The sequence below is a fragment of the Paraburkholderia caffeinilytica genome (genome assembly GCF_051027425.1).
GTDB classification, from domain to species: domain Bacteria; phylum Pseudomonadota; class Gammaproteobacteria; order Burkholderiales; family Burkholderiaceae; genus Paraburkholderia; species Paraburkholderia caffeinilytica_A.
The window spans coordinates 4,157,955-4,175,478 of the sequence record NZ_CP186552.1; the positions used below are offsets into that span (position 1 = coordinate 4,157,955).

9 protein-coding genes, 4 tRNA genes and 2 rRNA genes are annotated in these 17,524 nt (G+C 57.5%); all 15 read right to left on the minus strand.

All coding sequences use genetic code 11. The features are described from left to right. Nucleotides 1–96 precede the first annotated feature (96 nt). The gene (gene rpoC, locus ACOSV0_RS18580; RefSeq protein WP_434107549.1) at nt 97–4,335 is read right to left on the minus strand and encodes a DNA-directed RNA polymerase subunit beta'; all 4,239 of its coding nucleotides are present in this window, start codon (nt 4,333–4,335) and stop codon (nt 97–99) included. A 21-nt stretch (nt 4,336–4,356) separates the two neighbouring features. Next, the gene (rpoB, locus tag ACOSV0_RS18585) at nt 4,357–8,463 is read right to left on the minus strand and encodes a DNA-directed RNA polymerase subunit beta (protein ID WP_434107550.1); all 4,107 of its coding nucleotides are present in this window, start codon (nt 8,461–8,463) and stop codon (nt 4,357–4,359) included. Nucleotides 8,464–8,833: 370 nt separating this feature from the next. Beyond that, on the minus strand, nt 8,834–9,208 hold the full coding sequence (gene rplL, locus ACOSV0_RS18590; protein WP_054043372.1) for a 50S ribosomal protein L7/L12: 375 nt from the start codon (nt 9,206–9,208) through the stop codon (nt 8,834–8,836). A gap of 63 nt (nt 9,209–9,271) precedes the next feature. Continuing rightward, nucleotides 9,272–9,775 carry a 50S ribosomal protein L10 gene (gene rplJ, locus ACOSV0_RS18595; protein WP_007180144.1) on the minus strand — a complete coding sequence of 168 codons (504 nt, stop codon included), beginning with the start codon at nt 9,773–9,775 and terminating at the stop codon, nt 9,272–9,274. Nucleotides 9,776–10,077: 302 nt separating this feature from the next. Then, complete coding sequence (gene rplA / locus ACOSV0_RS18600; RefSeq protein WP_011490061.1) at nt 10,078–10,776, minus strand: 50S ribosomal protein L1; 699 nt, start codon at nt 10,774–10,776, stop codon at nt 10,078–10,080. After that, nucleotides 10,777–11,208, minus strand: coding sequence for a 50S ribosomal protein L11 (rplK, locus tag ACOSV0_RS18605; protein ID WP_115781229.1), 432 nt, complete (start codon nt 11,206–11,208; stop codon nt 10,777–10,779). Between the two features lie 165 nt (nt 11,209–11,373). Next, the gene (gene nusG / locus ACOSV0_RS18610) at nt 11,374–11,931 is read right to left on the minus strand and encodes a transcription termination/antitermination protein NusG (protein ID WP_007180147.1); all 558 of its coding nucleotides are present in this window, start codon (nt 11,929–11,931) and stop codon (nt 11,374–11,376) included. A gap of 1 nt (nt 11,932) precedes the next feature. Next, nucleotides 11,933–12,313 (minus strand): preprotein translocase subunit SecE, encoded by a 381-nt coding sequence (gene secE / locus ACOSV0_RS18615; protein ID WP_046567533.1) that lies wholly within the window; start codon nt 12,311–12,313, stop codon nt 11,933–11,935. 36 nt (nt 12,314–12,349) lie between these two features. Next, a tRNA-Trp gene (locus tag ACOSV0_RS18620) sits at nt 12,350–12,425 on the minus strand. Between the two features lie 65 nt (nt 12,426–12,490). Further along, nucleotides 12,491–13,681, minus strand: a complete 1,191-nt coding sequence (gene tuf, locus ACOSV0_RS18625) for an elongation factor Tu (protein ID WP_025496714.1) — start codon at nt 13,679–13,681, stop codon at nt 12,491–12,493. Between the two features lie 63 nt (nt 13,682–13,744). Further along, a tRNA-Thr gene (locus ACOSV0_RS18630) sits at nt 13,745–13,819 on the minus strand. A 16-nt stretch (nt 13,820–13,835) separates the two neighbouring features. After that, nucleotides 13,836–13,909 (minus strand) — tRNA-Gly (locus ACOSV0_RS18635). Between the two features lie 41 nt (nt 13,910–13,950). Then, a tRNA-Tyr gene (locus tag ACOSV0_RS18640) sits at nt 13,951–14,036 on the minus strand. 154 nt (nt 14,037–14,190) lie between these two features. After that, nucleotides 14,191–14,303: ribosomal RNA gene (gene rrf, locus ACOSV0_RS18645) — 5S ribosomal RNA — on the minus strand. A gap of 196 nt (nt 14,304–14,499) precedes the next feature. After that, nucleotides 14,500–17,378 (minus strand): 23S ribosomal RNA (locus ACOSV0_RS18650). Between the last annotated feature and the right edge of the window lie 146 nt (nt 17,379–17,524).

The following is a 17,524-nucleotide window of genomic DNA, read 5'->3' on the forward strand; positions in this document are numbered from 1 at the left end:
CTAAAGCACTAACTCCCGTGGACAAAAAAAAGCCGCTCAGTCGAAACTGAGCGGCTTCGCTGGCTGCTGAGTCCAGGCGGCTTGCGCCGCCGGGACTTACTCGCCTGAGTGCTGCTGTTCGGCGGCCGGGGTTTCCGGCGTACCGAATTCGAACGACTCTTCCGCTGCGATCTGATCGAAACGCTCGCGGTCGGACAGTTCCTTGCTCTTGCGTGCCTTGTGGAACGCGAGACCCGTACCAGCCGGAATCAGACGACCAACGATCACGTTTTCCTTCAGCCCGCGCAGATCGTCGCGCTTGCCCATGATCGCCGCTTCGGTCAACACGCGAGTCGTTTCCTGGAACGACGCCGCGGAGATGAACGAATCGGTCGACAGCGATGCCTTCGTGATACCGAGCAGCACGTTGTCGTAGGTTGCCGGGATCTTGTCTTCCGCAGCCATCCGGTCGTTCTCGTCGAGCATATCCGAGCGCTCGACCTGTTCGCCCATGATGAAGCGCGTGTCACCGTTATCGACGATCTGCACACGGCGCAGCATCTGACGGACGATCACTTCAATGTGCTTGTCATTGATCTTCACGCCCTGCAGACGATACACGTCCTGCACTTCGTCCACGATGTAGCGCGCCAGCGCTTCGACGCCCTGCAAACGCAGAATGTCGTGCGGATCAGCCGGACCGTCGACAATCATTTCGCCCTTGTTGACGACCTGACCATCGTGCACCAGAACCTGCTTTTCCTTCGCGATCAGGAACTCGTGCTGATTGCCTTCGAGGTCCGTGATAACGAGACGCTGCTTGCCCTTCGTGTCCTTACCGAACGACGTCGTGCCCGTGACTTCCGCCAGAATACCGGCGTCCTTCGGCGAGCGCGCTTCGAACAGTTCGGCCACACGCGGCAGACCACCGGTAATGTCGCGAGTCTTTTGCGATTCAACCGGGATACGTGCCAGCACTTCACCGACCTGCACTTGCTGACCGTCCTTCACGGTGATCAGAGCGCCGACCTGGAAGCCGATCTGCACCGAGTGCTCGGTGTTCGGGATCTTGACTTCTTCGCCGTTCGCGTCGAGCAGCTTGACCTGCGGACGCACCGTCTTCGACGCTTGCGAACCGCGGCGCTTCACGTCGATCACGACCAGCGTCGAGAGACCCGTCACATCGTCGATCTGCTTGGCAACCGTCACGCCTTCTTCGACGTTTTCGAACTTCACCGTGCCACCGTACTCGGTGATGATCGGACGCGTCATCGGATCCCACGTCGCCAGTTGCGTGCCGGCCTTGATCTGCGCGCCGTCCAGTTGCAACAGCGTCGCGCCGTACGGCACCTTGTGACGTTCGCGCTCGCGACCGTGGTCGTCGGTGATCATCGCTTCGCCCGAACGCGAGATGACGATCTGCTCGCCCTTCGCGTTGGTGACGTAACGCATGGTCGCCGTGAAACGAACCGTACCGTTCGACTTGGCTTCAACCGACGAAGCCACTGCTGCACGCGATGCCGCACCACCGATGTGGAACGTACGCATCGTGAGCTGCGTGCCCGGTTCACCGATCGACTGGGCAGCGATCACGCCAACTGCCTCGCCAACGTTGACCGACGAGCCACGACCCAGATCGCGGCCATAGCAGGCTGCGCACAGACCGTAACGCGTTTCGCAAGTCAGCGGTGTACGCACGCGCACTTCGTCGATGCCGAGGCGTTCGATTTCTTCGACCGCGTCTTCGTCGAGCAACGTGCCCGTTTCGTACAGCGTTTCCTGCGATTCCGGATTGACGACGTCAGCCACCGTCACGCGACCGAGGATACGGTCACGCAGCGCTTCGACGACTTCACCGCCTTCGACCAACGCCTTCATGGCGACGCCGTTGGACGTACCGCAATCGTCCTCGACCACCACCAGATCCTGCGTCACGTCGACGAGACGACGCGTCAGGTAACCCGAGTTAGCCGTCTTCAGTGCCGTATCAGCCAGACCCTTACGTGCACCGTGGGTCGAGATGAAGTACTGCAACACGTTCAGGCCTTCACGGAAGTTCGCCGTAATCGGCGTCTCGATGATCGAGCCGTCCGGCTTCGCCATCAGGCCACGCATACCGGCCAGCTGACGAATCTGAACCGCGGAACCACGAGCACCCGAGTCAGCCATCATGTAGATGGAGTTGAACGACTCCTGACGCGTTTCGTTGCCGTCGCGATCGACCACCGGTTCCGTCGACAGCTGTTCCATCATCGCCTTGCCGACCGCTTCCGACGTTGCCGACCAGATGTCGACCACGTTGTTGTAACGTTCTTGCGACGTGACGAGACCCGACATGTACTGACGGTCGTATTCCTTCACCTTCCTGGCTGCATCGCCGACGATCTGTTCTTTCTGCGGCGGCACGAGCATGTCGTCGACGCAAATCGAAATACCGGCACGCGTTGCCAGACGGAAACCCGACTGCATCAGCTGGTCGGCGAAAATCACCGTTTCACGCAGACCGCACTTGCGGAATGCGGTGTTGATGAGGCGCGAGATTTCCTTCTTCTTCAGCGGCTTGTTCAGCACCGAGAACGGCAGGCCCGGCGGAAGGATTTCCGACAGGATTGCGCGGCCGACGGTCGTCGCGTACAGCGAGATCTTCGGCACGAACGCCGGCGCACCTTCCGACTTGTCTTCGTTGTGGACCATTTCCGTGATCCGCACGTTGACGCGCGAGGCGAGCTCGACTTCCTTGTTCTCGTAAGCACGCAGTGCTTCCGACACGCCGGTGAACGTCAGGCCTTCGCCCTTGGCGTTCACTGCTTCACGCGTCGCGTAGTACAGGCCGAGCACGATATCCTGCGACGGCACGATCGACGGATCGCCGTTGGCCGGGAACAGAATGTTGTTCGACGCCAGCATCAGCGTGCGCGCTTCCATCTGCGCTTCGAGCGACAGCGGCACGTGCACAGCCATCTGGTCACCGTCGAAGTCGGCGTTGAACGCCGCGCAAACGAGCGGGTGCAGCTGGATAGCCTTACCTTCGATCAGCACCGGCTCGAAAGCCTGAATGCCAAGACGGTGCAGCGTAGGCGCACGGTTCAGCATGACCGGATGTTCGCGGATCACCTCTTCGAGGATGTCCCACACCACGGCCGTCTGGTTCTCGACTTCCTTCTTCGCAGCCTTGATGGTGGTAGCCACACCCATCACTTCCAGCTTGTTGAAGATGAACGGCTTGAACAGTTCGAGCGCCATCAGCTTCGGCAGACCGCACTGATGCAGCTTGAGCGTCGGGCCGACCACGATCACCGAACGGCCCGAGTAGTCCACGCGCTTACCGAGCAAGTTCTGACGGAAACGACCGCCCTTACCCTTGATCATGTCAGCGAGCGACTTCAGCGGACGCTTGTTCGCGCCGGTCATTGCCTTACCGCGACGACCGTTGTCGAGCAGCGAATCGACGGCTTCCTGCAGCATCCGCTTTTCGTTGCGGACGATGATTTCAGGCGCCTTCAGTTCGAGCAGACGCTTCAACCGGTTGTTACGGTTGATCACGCGGCGATACAGGTCGTTCAGGTCCGACGTCGCGAAACGGCCGCCATCCAGCGGCACCAGCGGACGCAGTTCCGGCGGCAGCACCGGCAGCACCTCGAGCACCATCCAGTCAGGCTTGATACCCGAACGCTGGAAAGCCTCGAGCACCTTCAGGCGCTTCGCGTACTTCTTGATCTTCGCTTCCGAACCCGTGTTCTTGAGTTCGGTGCGCAGCATCTCGACCTGTTCGTCGATGTTGATCGCGCGCAGCAGTTCGCGAACGCCTTCCGCGCCCATTTCGGCACGGAATTCGTCACCGTACTCTTCGACCTTGTTGTAGTAATCCTCTTCGGTCATGATCTGCCGCGCTTTCAGCGGCGTCATGCCCGGATCGATCACCACGTATGCTTCGAAGTACAGCACGCGTTCGATGTCGCGCAGCGTCATGTCGAGCACCATGCCCAGACGCGACGGCAGCGACTTCAGGAACCAGATGTGAGCGACCGGCGAGGCCAGCTCAATGTGGCCCATCCGTTCGCGACGCACCTTCGCGAGCGTCACTTCGACGCCGCACTTTTCACAGATCACGCCACGATGCTTCAGGCGCTTGTACTTGCCGCAAAGGCATTCGTAGTCTTTGATCGGGCCGAAAATCTTCGCGCAGAACAGACCATCGCGTTCCGGCTTGAACGTCCGGTAGTTGATGGTTTCCGGCTTCTTGACTTCACCGAACGACCACGAACGGATCTTGTCTGGCGAAGCCAGACCGATCTTGATCGCGTCAAAAACTTCAGGCTGTTGGACTTGCTTGAATAGATCGAGCAGAGCTTTCATTGCTTTCTCTCCGTAGTCCGATTAGTTGCGGTCGAGGTCGATATCGATACCGAGCGAGCGGATTTCCTTCACGAGCACGTTGAAGGATTCCGGCATGCCGGCGTCGATCACGTGATCGCCCTTGACCAGGTTCTCATACACCTTGGTCCGGCCCGCCACGTCATCCGACTTCACCGTCAGCATTTCTTGCAACACGTACGATGCGCCGTACGCTTCGAGCGCCCACACTTCCATTTCACCGAAACGCTGGCCACCGAACTGCGCCTTACCGCCCAACGGCTGCTGCGTCACGAGCGAGTACGGGCCCGTGGAACGCGCGTGCATCTTGTCGTCGACCAGGTGGTGCAGCTTCAGGTAGTGCATGTAGCCGACAGTCACCGTACGTTCGAACATCTCACCCGTGCGGCCGTCATACAGACGCACCTGGTTCTTCGACGGCGTCATGCCGAGGTTCTTCGCGATGTCGTCCGGGAATGCCAGATCCAGCGCGCGCGACATTTCTTCTTCCGTCGCACCGTCGAACACCGGCGTGGCAAACGGAACGCCTTCGCGCAGGTTCTTCGCCAGTTCGACGATTTCGTCGTCCGTGAAGCTGTCCAGCTCTTCAGCGCGGCCCGACTCGTTGTAGATCTTGGTCAGGAATTCGCGCAGTTCAGCGATCTTCGCCTGACGTTGCAGCATTTCTGCAATACGCCAGCCGAGACCCTTCGCGGCCCAACCCAGATGCACTTCGAGAACCTGACCCACGTTCATCCGCGACGGCACGCCGAGCGGGTTCAGAACGACGTCAGCCGGACGGCCATCGGCCATGTACGGCATGTCTTCGATCGGAACGATCTTCGACACCACACCCTTGTTACCGTGACGGCCGGCCATCTTGTCGCCAGGCTGCAGACGACGCTTCACAGCCAGATACACCTTGACCATCTTCAGCACGCCCGGCGGCAGTTCGTCGCCTTGCGTGAGTTTCTTGCGCTTTTCTTCGAACGCCAGATCGAACTGGTGACGCTTCTGTTCGATCGAGTCCTTGATCGCTTCGAGCTGTGCCGCTGCTTCTTCATCCGCGAGGCGGATGTCGAACCAGTGGTAGTGGTCGAGATCTTCCAGGTAAGCCTGTTCGATCTTCGTACCCTTCGCGAGCTTCTTCGGACCGCCGTTCGCGACCTTGCCGGTCAGCATACGTGCGAGACGCTGGAATGCATCGCCTTCCACGATACGCAGCTGGTCGTTCAGGTCGAGGCGATAACGCTTCAGTTCATCGTCGATGATCTGTTGCGCACGCTTGTCGCGCTGAATGCCTTCACGCGTGAATACTTGAACGTCGATGACCGTGCCGCTCATGCCCGACGGCACGCGCAGCGACGTATCCTTCACGTCCGAAGCCTTTTCACCGAAGATCGCGCGCAGCAGCTTTTCTTCCGGCGTCAGCTGGGTTTCGCCCTTCGGCGTGACCTTACCGACCAGCACGTCGCCTGCTTCGACTTCAGCGCCGATGTAGACGATGCCCGACTCATCGAGACGGCCGAGTTGCACTTCAGCCAGGTTCGAGATGTCGCGCGTGATTTCTTCCGGTCCGAGCTTCGTATCGCGAGCTACGACGTTCAGTTCTTCGATGTGGATCGACGTGTAACGGTCGTCAGCAACCACCTTCTCCGAGATCAGGATCGAATCTTCGAAGTTGTAGCCGTTCCACGGCATGAACGCGACCAGCATGTTCTGGCCGAGAGCCAGTTCGCCGAGATCGGTCGATGCACCGTCAGCCAGCACGTCGCCACGCGACACGATATCGCCGACCTTCACGATCGGGCGCTGGTTGATGTTCGTGTTCTGGTTCGAACGCGTGTACTTGATCAGGTTGTAGATGTCCACGCCGACGTCGCCAGCAACGGCTTCATCGTCGTTCACGCGGATCACCATACGGCCTGCGTCGACGTAATCGACCACACCGCCGCGGAATGCCTGAACTGTCGTGCCCGAGTCGACTGCCACCGTGCGTTCGATACCCGTACCGACCACGGCCTTTTCAGGACGCAGACACGGCACAGCCTGACGCTGCATGTTCGAACCCATCAATGCGCGGTTCGCGTCATCGTGCTCGAGGAACGGAATCAGCGATGCTGCCACCGAGACGATCTGCGACGGCGCCACGTCCATGTACTGGATGCGGTCCGGCGTAACCATCAGCGTTTCGCCTGCTTCACGCGACGACACCAGTTCGTCGGTCAGCGTGCCGTCTTCTGCCACTGCCGCGTTCGCCTGAGCGATCACGTAACGGCCTTCTTCGATCGCCGACAGATAATCGATCTGATCCGTCACCTTGCCGTCCGTCACCTTGCGATACGGCGTTTCGAGGAAGCCGTATTCGTTCAGGTGCGCGTACAGAGCGAGCGAGTTGATCAGGCCGATGTTCGGACCTTCCGGCGTTTCAATCGGACACACACGGCCGTAGTGGGTCGGGTGCACGTCGCGGACTTCAAAGCCAGCGCGCTCACGCGTCAAACCGCCCGGGCCAAGTGCCGAAACACGGCGCTTGTGGGTGATTTCCGACAGCGGGTTGGTCTGGTCCATAAACTGCGACAGCTGCGACGAACCGAAGAACTCGCGAATCGCCGACGAAATCGGCTTCGAGTTGATCAGGTCGTGCGGCATCAGGTTTTCGCTTTCGGCCTGGCCGAGGCGTTCCTTCACAGCACGTTCGACACGCACGAGACCGGCGCGGAACTGGTTTTCCGCCAGTTCGCCGACGCAACGCACACGGCGATTGCCCAAGTGGTCGATGTCGTCCACTTCGCCCTTGCCGTTACGCAGTTCGACCAGAATCTTGATCGTTGCGAGGATGTCGTCGTCTTGCAGCGTCATCGGACCGACGATTTCGTCGCGACCGACACGGCGGTTGAACTTCATACGACCCACCTTGGACAGGTCGTATGCGTCTTCGCTGTAGAACAGACGGTTGAACAGCGCCTCGACCGCTTCTTCGGTCGGCGGTTCGCCCGGACGCATCATGCGGTAGATCGCGATGCGTGCAGCCATCTTGTCCGCGGTTTCGTCGATACGCAGCGTCGACGAGATATACGGACCTTGATCCAGATCGTTCGTGTAGAGCGTCTGGATGTCTTTGATCTTCGATTCGCGGAGCTTTTCGAGGACGGTTTCGGTGATTTCGTCGTTCGCGTTAGCGATGACTTCACCCGTGTCGCCGTCGACGACGTTCTTCGCGAGCACGCGGCCGAGCAGATAGTCTTCCGGCACCGAAATGAACTTCGTCTTCGCGTTGTCGAGATCGCGAATGTGCTTGGCGTTGATCCGCTTGTCCTTCTGGACGATCACGTTGCCATCACGGTCCGTGATGTCGAAGCGCGCGACTTCACCACGCAGACGCTCCGGCACGAATTCCATCTGCGCGCCTTCCGGCATCAGCGTGAAATTGTCGAACACGAAGAAGTTTGCGAGGATCTGCTCCGGCGTCAGGCCAATCGCCTTCAGCAGGATCGTGACCGGCATCTTGCGACGGCGGTCGACGCGGAAGTACAGCACGTCCTTCGGATCGAATTCGAAGTCGAGCCACGAGCCGCGGTAAGGAATGATACGGGCCGAGAACAGGAGCTTGCCCGAGCTGTGCGTCTTGCCCTTGTCGTGTTCGAAGAACACGCCCGGCGAACGATGCAGCTGGGAAACGATCACACGTTCCGTGCCGTTGATGACGAACGAACCCGTCGGCGTCATGAGCGGAATTTCGCCCATGTACACTTCCTGTTCCTTCACCTCCTTGACGACCGGCTTGCTCGGCGATTCCTTGTCGAGCAGCACCAGGCGCACTTTCGCGCGCAATGCCGAGCAGTACGTCAAACCGCGCTGCTGACATTCCTTGATGTTGAATGCCGGCGGCGACAGCATGTAGCTGACGAACTCGAGACGCGCAAAACCGTTGTGCGAAACGATCGGGAAAACGGAGGTAAACGCAGCTTGCAGGCCTTCCGGCTTGCGTTGCGTGGATGACGTGTCTGCTTGCAGAAACGTGCTGAATGATTCAAGCTGGGTAGCCAGCAGGAAAGGTACTTGGTGAACGATGGGGCGCTTCGCAAAACTCTTGCGAATGCGCTTCTTCTCGGTGAAGGAATATTGCATACGATCTCCGAATCACGGCGGGCATTGTTGTCGAGGCAGGATACCTTGATGAGACAACCCGAGTGTTCACCGACTGAGACCCGATGGCCGTCCGATGGCTTGAACGAGCCTAGAAGCTTGGTGGTTGGCCGCTACCAACCGCTGGCTGACGGCAGCGGATGCCTATGTTGCCCGCTACCCGACCAAACTTGCCTTCTGCAGTCGCTTCAGAAGACAAAGAGAAGCGCCGGTCGATATTGCCGATAGGCGATTTTCTTTGGCTTCTGGGACCCCTGTTCTTGCCGAAACCGGCTGACAAAAACATGGTTCCCACAAAGCACAAAAAGGCCGGCGGTGGAAAACCGCCAGCCTTCGCACAACGCGCCGAAACTTACTTGATTTCAGCCTTCGCGCCGGCTTCTTCCAACTTCTTCTTGGCTTCTTCAGCAGCAGCCTTCGGTACCGATTCCTTAACAGGCTTCGGTGCACCGTCGACCAGGTCCTTCGCTTCCTTCAGGCCGAGACCCGTCAGTTCACGAACAGCCTTAATGACCGAAACCTTGTTCGCGCCGACTTCCGTCAGGTTGACCGTGAATTCGGTTTGCTCTTCAGCAGCAGCAGCAGCGCCGCCGCCTGCCGGGCCTGCCACTGCAACAGCAGCTGCCGACACGCCAAACTTTTCTTCGAACGCCTTGACCAGCTCGTTCAGTTCCAGAACCGACATCGAGCTTACTGCCTCGAGGATGTCATCTTTTGCGATTGCCATTTGAAATACTCCTAAATTGAATTCGGATACAGCCAGCGATCAATCACGCTCGACTGAAGTGCGTTACGCAGCGGTTTCTTCGCCTTGTTTCTTTTCTGCCAGCGCGGCCAAAGCGCGCGCAAAGCCGGAAACAGGTGCTTGCATAACGTACAACAGCTTGGAGAGCAGTTCTTCGCGGCTCGGGATGTTTGCCAGCGCTTGCACGCCAGCCTTGTCCATCACCTTGCCTTCGTAGGAACCAGCCTTGATGATCAACTTGTCATTGGTTTTGCCGAAGTCGTTAACGACCTTGGCAGCAGCAATTGCATCTTCCGAGATGCCGTAGATCAACGGACCAGTCATCTGCTCTGCCAGCGGAGCAAACGGGGTACCTTCGACAGCGCGACGCGCCAGCGTGTTTTTCAACACACGAAGGTAAACCTGTTGCTCACGCGCTTTCGCGCGCAGCTTGGTCAGATCGCCAACCGCGATTCCACGATACTCAGCCAGAACCACGGTCTGGGCTTTCGCGACTTGCGCGGCAACCTCAGCGACGACGGCCTGCTTGCTTTCTTTGTTAAGTGGCACGGTTAACCTCCAGATTCGATACACGCAGCGTGCGCCTTGTGTACCGCGTTCAATAACGGCGTCCGACCAGTCAGGAGTATTTCGACCGCCTGAACCCCACATTGCTGTGGACTTCAACCGGCTTCATCACTACAAAACCTTTTCGGGTTCGCCATCTGCGTTGGCTTTACATTAAGGGACCGCCTACCTGCTGCGTTCCCGCCAACGGTCTTTGACAACCGGCCGCTCGATGCAGACTGCCATCTTGCGACCGCCCAAAGCCCATAAAACCGCCTCGACTCACGTCAAGGCGATGAAATTTATTACTGTGCTGCGAGCGATGCCTGGTCGACGCGAACGCCAACACCCATCGTGCTCGACAGTGCAACCTTACGCAGGTACACACCCTTGCTCGTTGCCGGCTTCGCCTTTTGCAGCGCGTCGACCAGAGCGTTCAGGTTGCTACGCAGAGCCGTCGGCTCGAACGAAGCACGGCCAATCGTGGCGTGGATGATACCGGCCTTGTCGACACGGAATTGCACCTGACCAGCCTTGGCGTTCTTGACCGCAGTCGCGACGTCCGGCGTAACCGTGCCAACCTTCGGGTTCGGCATCAGGCCGCGCGGGCCGAGGATCTGACCGAGCGTACCGACAACGCGCATCGTGTCCGGCGAAGCGATCACGATGTCGAAGTCCAGCTTGCCAGCCTTGACTTGTTCAGCCAGGTCTTCCATACCGACGACTTCTGCGCCAGCTGCACGAGCTTGCTCAGCTTTTTCGCCTTGTGCGAACACGGCCACGCGAACCGACTTACCGGTACCAGCCGGCAGCACGACCGAGCCGCGAACCACTTGGTCCGACTTCTTCGCGTCGATGCCGAGTTGCACTGCAACGTCGATCGACTCGTCGAACTTCGCGCTTGCGCATTCCTTCACGAGCGACAGAGCTTCGTCGATCGCGTACAGCTTTTGACGATCAACCTTGGCTGCAAATGCTTGCAGACGCTTTGAAAGCTTAGCCATTTACACGCCCTCCACGGTGATGCCCATCGAGCGGGCGCTACCAGCGATCGTACGAACCGCTGCGTCCAGATCAGCTGCCGTCAGATCGGGCATCTTGGTCTTGGCGATGTCTTCAGCTTGAGCGCGGGTGATCTTGCCGACCTTGTCGGTATGCGGCTTAGCCGAACCCTTGTCGATCTTCGCTGCCTTCTTGATCAGAACCGTAGCCGGCGGCGTCTTCAGAACGAACGTGAAGCTCTTGTCCGCGAACGCGGTGATCACGACCGGAATCGGCAAACCCGGTTCCAATGCTTGAGTCTGCGCGTTAAACGCCTTGCAGAACTCCATGATGTTCAGGCCGCGCTGGCCCAGTGCCGGACCGACCGGCGGCGACGGGTTGGCTTTACCTGCAGGGATCTGCAGCTTGATAAAGCCGATGATTTTCTTTGCCATTTTGAAAACCTCTTAGGAACGCCGCGGCAATACAAGCGGACATTCAGTGAGTAGTAGCGCGCGTTCGCCGGAAAACAGACTACTTGCGCTCCTCAACGGCCATTACGCGGACCGTAAGCGCGAAATACGGAACGCACCGACTGGTGCGCCCCGTAGAATTCTGAATTACAACTTTTCGACCTGACCGAATTCCAACTCGACCGGCGTTGCGCGGCCGAAAATTGTAACGGAAACACGGACACGCGACTTTTCGTAGTTCACTTCTTCGACGCTGCCGTTGAAATCCGTGAACGGACCGTCCTTCACCCGCACCATCTCGCCTACTTCGAACAGGGTTTTCGGACGCGGCTTTTCCACGCCTTCCTGCATTTGCGACATGATCTTCTCGACTTCCCGCGGGGAAATCGGGCTCGGACGATTACGCGCACCGCCTACGAAACCCGTCACCTTTGCCGTGTTCTTCACGAGGTGCCACGTTTCGTCTGTCATTTCCATTTCCACAAGGACGTAGCCCGGGAAGAAACGACGTTCGGTCACCGATTTGTGACCGCCTTTCACCTCGACCACTTCTTCAGTCGGAACGAGGATTTGACCAAACTGGTCTTGCATGCCAGCACGTTCAATGCGCTCCTGAAGCGCACGTTGCACGCTCTTCTCCATGCCGGAGTAGGCGTGCACCACATACCAACGCTTGCCGCTCGGGGATGCCGGAGTATCACTCATATCATTTCCAACCCAGAATCACCGAGAAAATCGCCCATTCGATGGATTTATCGCTAATCCAAAGAAAGATCGCCATGACGAACACGAAGCCGAACACTACGAGCGTTGTCTGGGTGGCCTCTTTACGAGTCGGCCAGACAACCTTGCGAACTTCTTTGTACGAGTCTTTGGCGAAAGCGATGAAACCCTTGCCAGGCGCGGAGAGAAGACCGACTGCAACACCAGCGATAGCGCCAACAGCCAAGGCAGCTCCGCGGACGTACCATTCCTGGCCGCTGAGCCAGAAGAACCCCACGAACCCGGCCAAGACCAACAATACGCCCGCGACGAGCATCAGCTTGTCGCCGGATGTATTTACAGTTTCGACGGAAGGATTCGCCATAACACCTTAACGAAGCGCCATATACGACGCGAGAGTTGGCAGGGGCAGAGGGAATCGAACCCCCAACCTTCGGTTTTGGAGACCGACGCTCTGCCAGTTGAGCTATACCCCTAAACCATTTTGGGGTTGACGACACCGCCAACCCCGAAACTACCGATCAACGAGAACTTTCTGGCGTTACTCGAGGATCTTGGCAACCACACCTGCGCCGACCGTACGGCCGCCTTCGCGAATTGCGAAGCGCAGACCTTCTTCCATCGCGATCGGGTTGATCAGCTTCACCGTGATCGACACGTTGTCGCCCGGCATGACCATTTCCTTGTCCTTCGGCAACTCGATCGAGCCCGTCACGTCCGTCGTACGGAAGTAGAACTGCGGACGATAGTTGTTGAAGAACGGCGTGTGACGGCCACCTTCGTCCTTGCTCAGCACGTACACTTCTGCCGTGAAGTGCGTGTGCGGGTTGATCGAACCCGGCTTCGCCAGAACCTGGCCACGCTCCACGTCTTCACGCTTCGTGCCGCGCAGCAGGATACCCACGTTGTCGCCGGCCTGACCCTGGTCGAGCAGCTTGCGGAACATTTCCACGCCCGTGCAGGTCGTCTTCACCGTCGGCTTGATACCGACGATTTCGATTTCCTCGCCAACCTTCACGACGCCGCGCTCAACGCGACCCGTCACCACCGTGCCGCGACCCGAGATCGAGAACACGTCTTCCACCGGCATCAGGAACGAGCCGTCAACTGCGCGCTCCGGCGTCGGGATGTACGTGTCCAGCGCGTCGGCCAGATTCATGATCGCCACTTCGCCCAGCTCACCCGTGTCGCCTTCCAGCGCCAGCTTGGCCGAACCCTTGATGATCGGCGTGTCGTCGCCCGGGAAGTCGTACTTCGACAGAAGTTCACGAACTTCCATCTCGACGAGTTCCAGCAGTTCAGCGTCGTCCACCATGTCGCACTTGTTCAGGAACACGATGATGTACGGAACGCCAACCTGGCGTGCCAGCAGGATGTGCTCACGCGTTTGCGGCATCGGGCCGTCTGCAGCCGAGCACACCAGGATCGCGCCGTCCATCTGCGCTGCGCCCGTGATCATGTTCTTCACATAGTCAGCGTGGCCCGGGCAGTCGACGTGTGCGTAGTGGCGGTTAGCCGTTTCGTACTCGACGTGTGCCGTGTTGATCGTGATACCACGTGCCTTTTCTTCCGGCGCCGCGTCGATCTGGTCGTATGCCTTCGCTTCGCCGCCAAACTTCTTGGTCAGCACCGTCGTGATCGCTGCCGTCAGCGTGGTCTTGCCGTGGTCAACGTGACCGATCGTGCCGACGTTCACGTGCGGCTTGGTCCGCTCAAACTTACCCTTGGCCATTTTCGACTCCTAAGAGGATTTATCCGTACGTTGCGCCGCGCGCAAACAATCACCGAGTACTTCTGGTGCCCATGGGCAGGATCGAACTGCCGACCTCTCCCTTACCAAGGGAGTGCTCTACCACTGAGCCACATGGGCGCTACTTCTTTGTTGCTGGAGCGGGTGAAGGGAATCGAACCCTCGTCGTAAGCTTGGAAGGCTTCTGCTCTACCATTGAGCTACACCCGCAAGGATCCATGGATTCCCATCTACTGCTACAACTTGCATTCTGGTGGAGGAGGTTGGATTCGAACCAACGTAGGCGTAAGCCAACAGATTTACAGTCTGCCCCCTTTAGCCACTCGGGCACCCCTCCGCAGAGAACTGATGATTATGAGGGAACAACCGCTTGCTGTCAAGGCTTGCTTGGCCGTTCCAAACTCATAGCTCTCACTTATATAGTGATTCCAGCGTAGCCGTAAACGCAGAAACCCCACCTTTTGGGGTGGGGTTTCTGTTGCTGCAGGGGAGCCTGACGATTACCTACTTTCACACGGGAATCCGCACTATCATCGGCGTGGAGTCGTTTCACGGTCCTGTTCGGGATGGGAAGGGGTGGGACCGACTCGCTATGGTCATCAGGCATGACTTGTTGCTGTAGTGCCTTGGGGCAAGACAGCCAATCTGGAAGAAGTAGTTTCTGGTGATGCTCACCAGAGGGAGATTCGGGGGTTGTGTTGTTTCCGGCACAACACTGATCTCAACCTGTGTGCTGCCCCCTGCGGGGGTTGTTTCGGCTAAGCGCTAAAGCGCAACCCGAAACGAAACACACCTGTTATAGGATCAAGCCTTACGGGCAATTAGTATCAGTTAGCTTAACGCATTACTGCGCTTCCACACCTGACCTATCAACGTCCTGGTCTTGAACGACCCTTCAAGGGGCTCGAAGCCCCGGGGATATCTCATCTTAAGGCGAGTTTCCCGCTTAGATGCTTTCAGCGGTTATCTCTTCCGAACATAGCTACCCGGCGATGCCACTGGCGTGACAACCGGTACACCAGAGGTTCGTCCACTCCGGTCCTCTCGTACTAGGAGCAGCCCCCTTCAAATATCCAGCGCCCACGGCAGATAGGGACCAAACTGTCTCACGACGTTTTAAACCCAGCTCACGTACCTCTTTAAATGGCGAACAGCCATACCCTTGGGACCGGCTACAGCCCCAGGATGAGATGAGCCGACATCGAGGTGCCAAACACCGCCGTCGATATGAACTCTTGGGCGGTATCAGCCTGTTATCCCCAGAGTACCTTTTATCCGTTGAGCGATGGCCCTTCCATACAGAACCACCGGATCACTATGACCTGCTTTCGCACCTGCTCGACTTGTCGGTCTCGCAGTTAAGCACGCTTATGCCATTGCACTATCAGCACGATTTCCGACCGTACCTAGCGTACCTTCGTACTCCTCCGTTACACTTTGGGAGGAGACCGCCCCAGTCAAACTGCCTACCATGCACTGTCCCCAGTCCGGATAACGGACCAAGGTTAGAACCTCAAACAAACCAGGGTGGTATTTCAAGGACGGCTCCACGCAGACTGGCGTCCACGCTTCATAGCCTCCCACCTATCCTACACAGATCGGTTCAAAGTCCAATGCAAAGCTACAGTAAAGGTTCATGGGGTCTTTCCGTCTAGCCGCGGGGAGATTGCATCATCACAAACACTTCAACTTCGCTGAGTCTCGGGAGGAGACAGTGTGGCCATCGTTACGCCATTCGTGCAGGTCGGAACTTACCCGACAAGGAATTTCGCTACCTTAGGACCGTTATAGTTACGGCCGCCGTTTACCGGGACTTCAATCAAGAGCTTGCACCCCATCATTTAATCTTCCGGCACCGGGCAGGCGTCACACCCTATACGTCCACTTTCGTGTTTGCAGAGTGCTGTGTTTTTATTAAACAGTCGCAGCCACCAGTTTATTGCAACCCCTTCACCCTTCTGGCGCAGGCCAGTCAAGCTACAGGGGCGTACCTTATCCCGAAGTTACGGTACCAATTTGCCGAGTTCCTTCTCCCGAGTTCTCTCAAGCGCCTTAGAATACTCATCTCGCCCACCTGTGTCGGTTTGCGGTACGGTCCTGTTAAACTGAAGCTTAGAGGCTTTTCTTGGAACCACTTCCAGTTGCTTCTTCACCTAAGTGAATGGCCTCGCACCCTTGAATTCCGCGCCCGGATTTGCCAAAGCGCCTTCTCCAATGCAAGGACCGGGACTTCCAACACCCGGACAACCTTCCGCGATCCGTCCCCCCATCGCATTTAACAATGGTGCAGGAATATTAACCTGCTTCCCATCAGCTACGCATTTCTGCCTCGCCTTAGGGGCCGACTCACCCTACGCCGATGAACGTTGCGTAGGAAACCTTGGGCTTACGGCGAGGGGGCCTTTCACCCCCTTTATCGCTACTCATGTCAGCATTCGCACTTCCGATACCTCCAGCACACTTTCCAGTGCACCTTCGCAGGCTTACGGAACGCTCTCCTACCATGCACATAAATGTGCATCCGCAGCTTCGGTATATTGCTTAGCCCCGTTACATCTTCCGCGCAGGACGACTCGATCAGTGAGCTATTACGCTTTCTTTAAAGGATGGCTGCTTCTAAGCCAACCTCCTGACTGTTTTAGCCTTCCCACTTCGTTTCCCACTTAGCAATATTTGGGGACCTTAGCTGGCGGTCTGGGTTGTTTCCCTCTTGACACCGGACGTTAGCACCCGATGTCTGTCTCCCGTGATTGCACTCTTCGGTATTCGGAGTTTGCTATGGCGTAGTAATCCGCAATGGACCCCACAACCATGACAGTGCTCTACCCCCGAAGGTGATACACGAGGCACTACCTAAATAGTTTTCGGAGAGAACCAGCTATTTCCAGGTTTGTTTAGCCTTTCACCCCTATCCACAGCTCATCCCCTAACTTTTCAACGTTAGTGGGTTCGGACCTCCAGTACGTGTTACCGCACCTTCATCCTGGCCATGGATAGATCACCTGGTTTCGGGTCTACACCCAGCGACTGAACGCCCTGTTCGGACTCGCTTTCGCTACGCCTGCCCTAATCGGTTAAGCTTGCCACTGAATGTAAGTCGCTGACCCATTATACAAAAGGTACGCCGTCACCCCTTGCGAGGCTCCGACTGTTTGTATGCATGCGGTTTCAGGATCTGTTTCACTCCCCTCCCGGGGTTCTTTTCGCCTTTCCCTCACGGTACTGGTTCACTATCGGTCGATCACGAGTATTTAGCCTTGGAGGATGGTCCCCCCATCTTCAGACAGGATTTCACGTGTCCCGCCCTACTTGTCGTACACCTAGTTCTTTCAAACTGTTTTCGTCTACAGGGCTATCACCTGCTATGGCGGCACTTTCCAGAGCCTTCGACTAACAATAAGAATAAAGAGTACAGGCTGATCCCATTTCGCTCGCCACTACTCTGGGAATCTCGGTTGATTTCTTTTCCTGCGGTTACTTAGATGTTTCAGTTCACCGCGTTCGCTTCACGTAACCTATGTATTCAGTTACGGATACCTCAAAAGAGGTGGGTTTCCCCATTCGGACATCGACGGATCAAAGCTCGTTTGCCAGCTCCCCGTCGCTTTTCGCAGGCTACCGCGTCCTTCATCGCCTGTGATCGCCAAGGCATCCACCACATGCACTTGTTCGCTTGACCCTATAACGGGTGTGTCTCATGTGTCATTCACTGGGAATGCCACCTTCGCCACAATCGCTACAGGTTGAGTATTCGTGTTGCGCCGTATTCCAAAGCAATCTTTCGATCACTTAAAAATACATTGATACAATCACAACCCTGATTCA

Excerpts from the sequence above, each read along its gene's own strand:
- rplL (WP_054043372.1), bottom strand. The coding sequence starts at position 9,208 with ATGGCAATCGCAAAAGATGACATCCTCGAGGCAGTAAGCTCGATGTCG.
- rplK (WP_115781229.1), bottom strand. The coding sequence starts at position 11,208 with ATGGCAAAGAAAATCATCGGCTTTATCAAGCTGCAGATCCCTGCAGGT.
- secE (WP_046567533.1), bottom strand. The coding sequence starts at position 12,313 with ATGGCGAATCCTTCCGTCGAAACTGTAAATACATCCGGCGACAAGCTG.
- rpoC (WP_434107549.1), bottom strand. The coding sequence starts at position 4,335 with ATGAAAGCTCTGCTCGATCTATTCAAGCAAGTCCAACAGCCTGAAGTT.
- rpoB (WP_434107550.1), bottom strand. The coding sequence starts at position 8,463 with ATGCAATATTCCTTCACCGAGAAGAAGCGCATTCGCAAGAGTTTTGCG.
- rplA (WP_011490061.1), bottom strand. The coding sequence starts at position 10,776 with ATGGCTAAGCTTTCAAAGCGTCTGCAAGCATTTGCAGCCAAGGTTGAT.
- tuf (WP_025496714.1), bottom strand. The coding sequence starts at position 13,681 with ATGGCCAAGGGTAAGTTTGAGCGGACCAAGCCGCACGTGAACGTCGGC.
- nusG (WP_007180147.1), bottom strand. The coding sequence starts at position 11,931 with ATGAGTGATACTCCGGCATCCCCGAGCGGCAAGCGTTGGTATGTGGTG.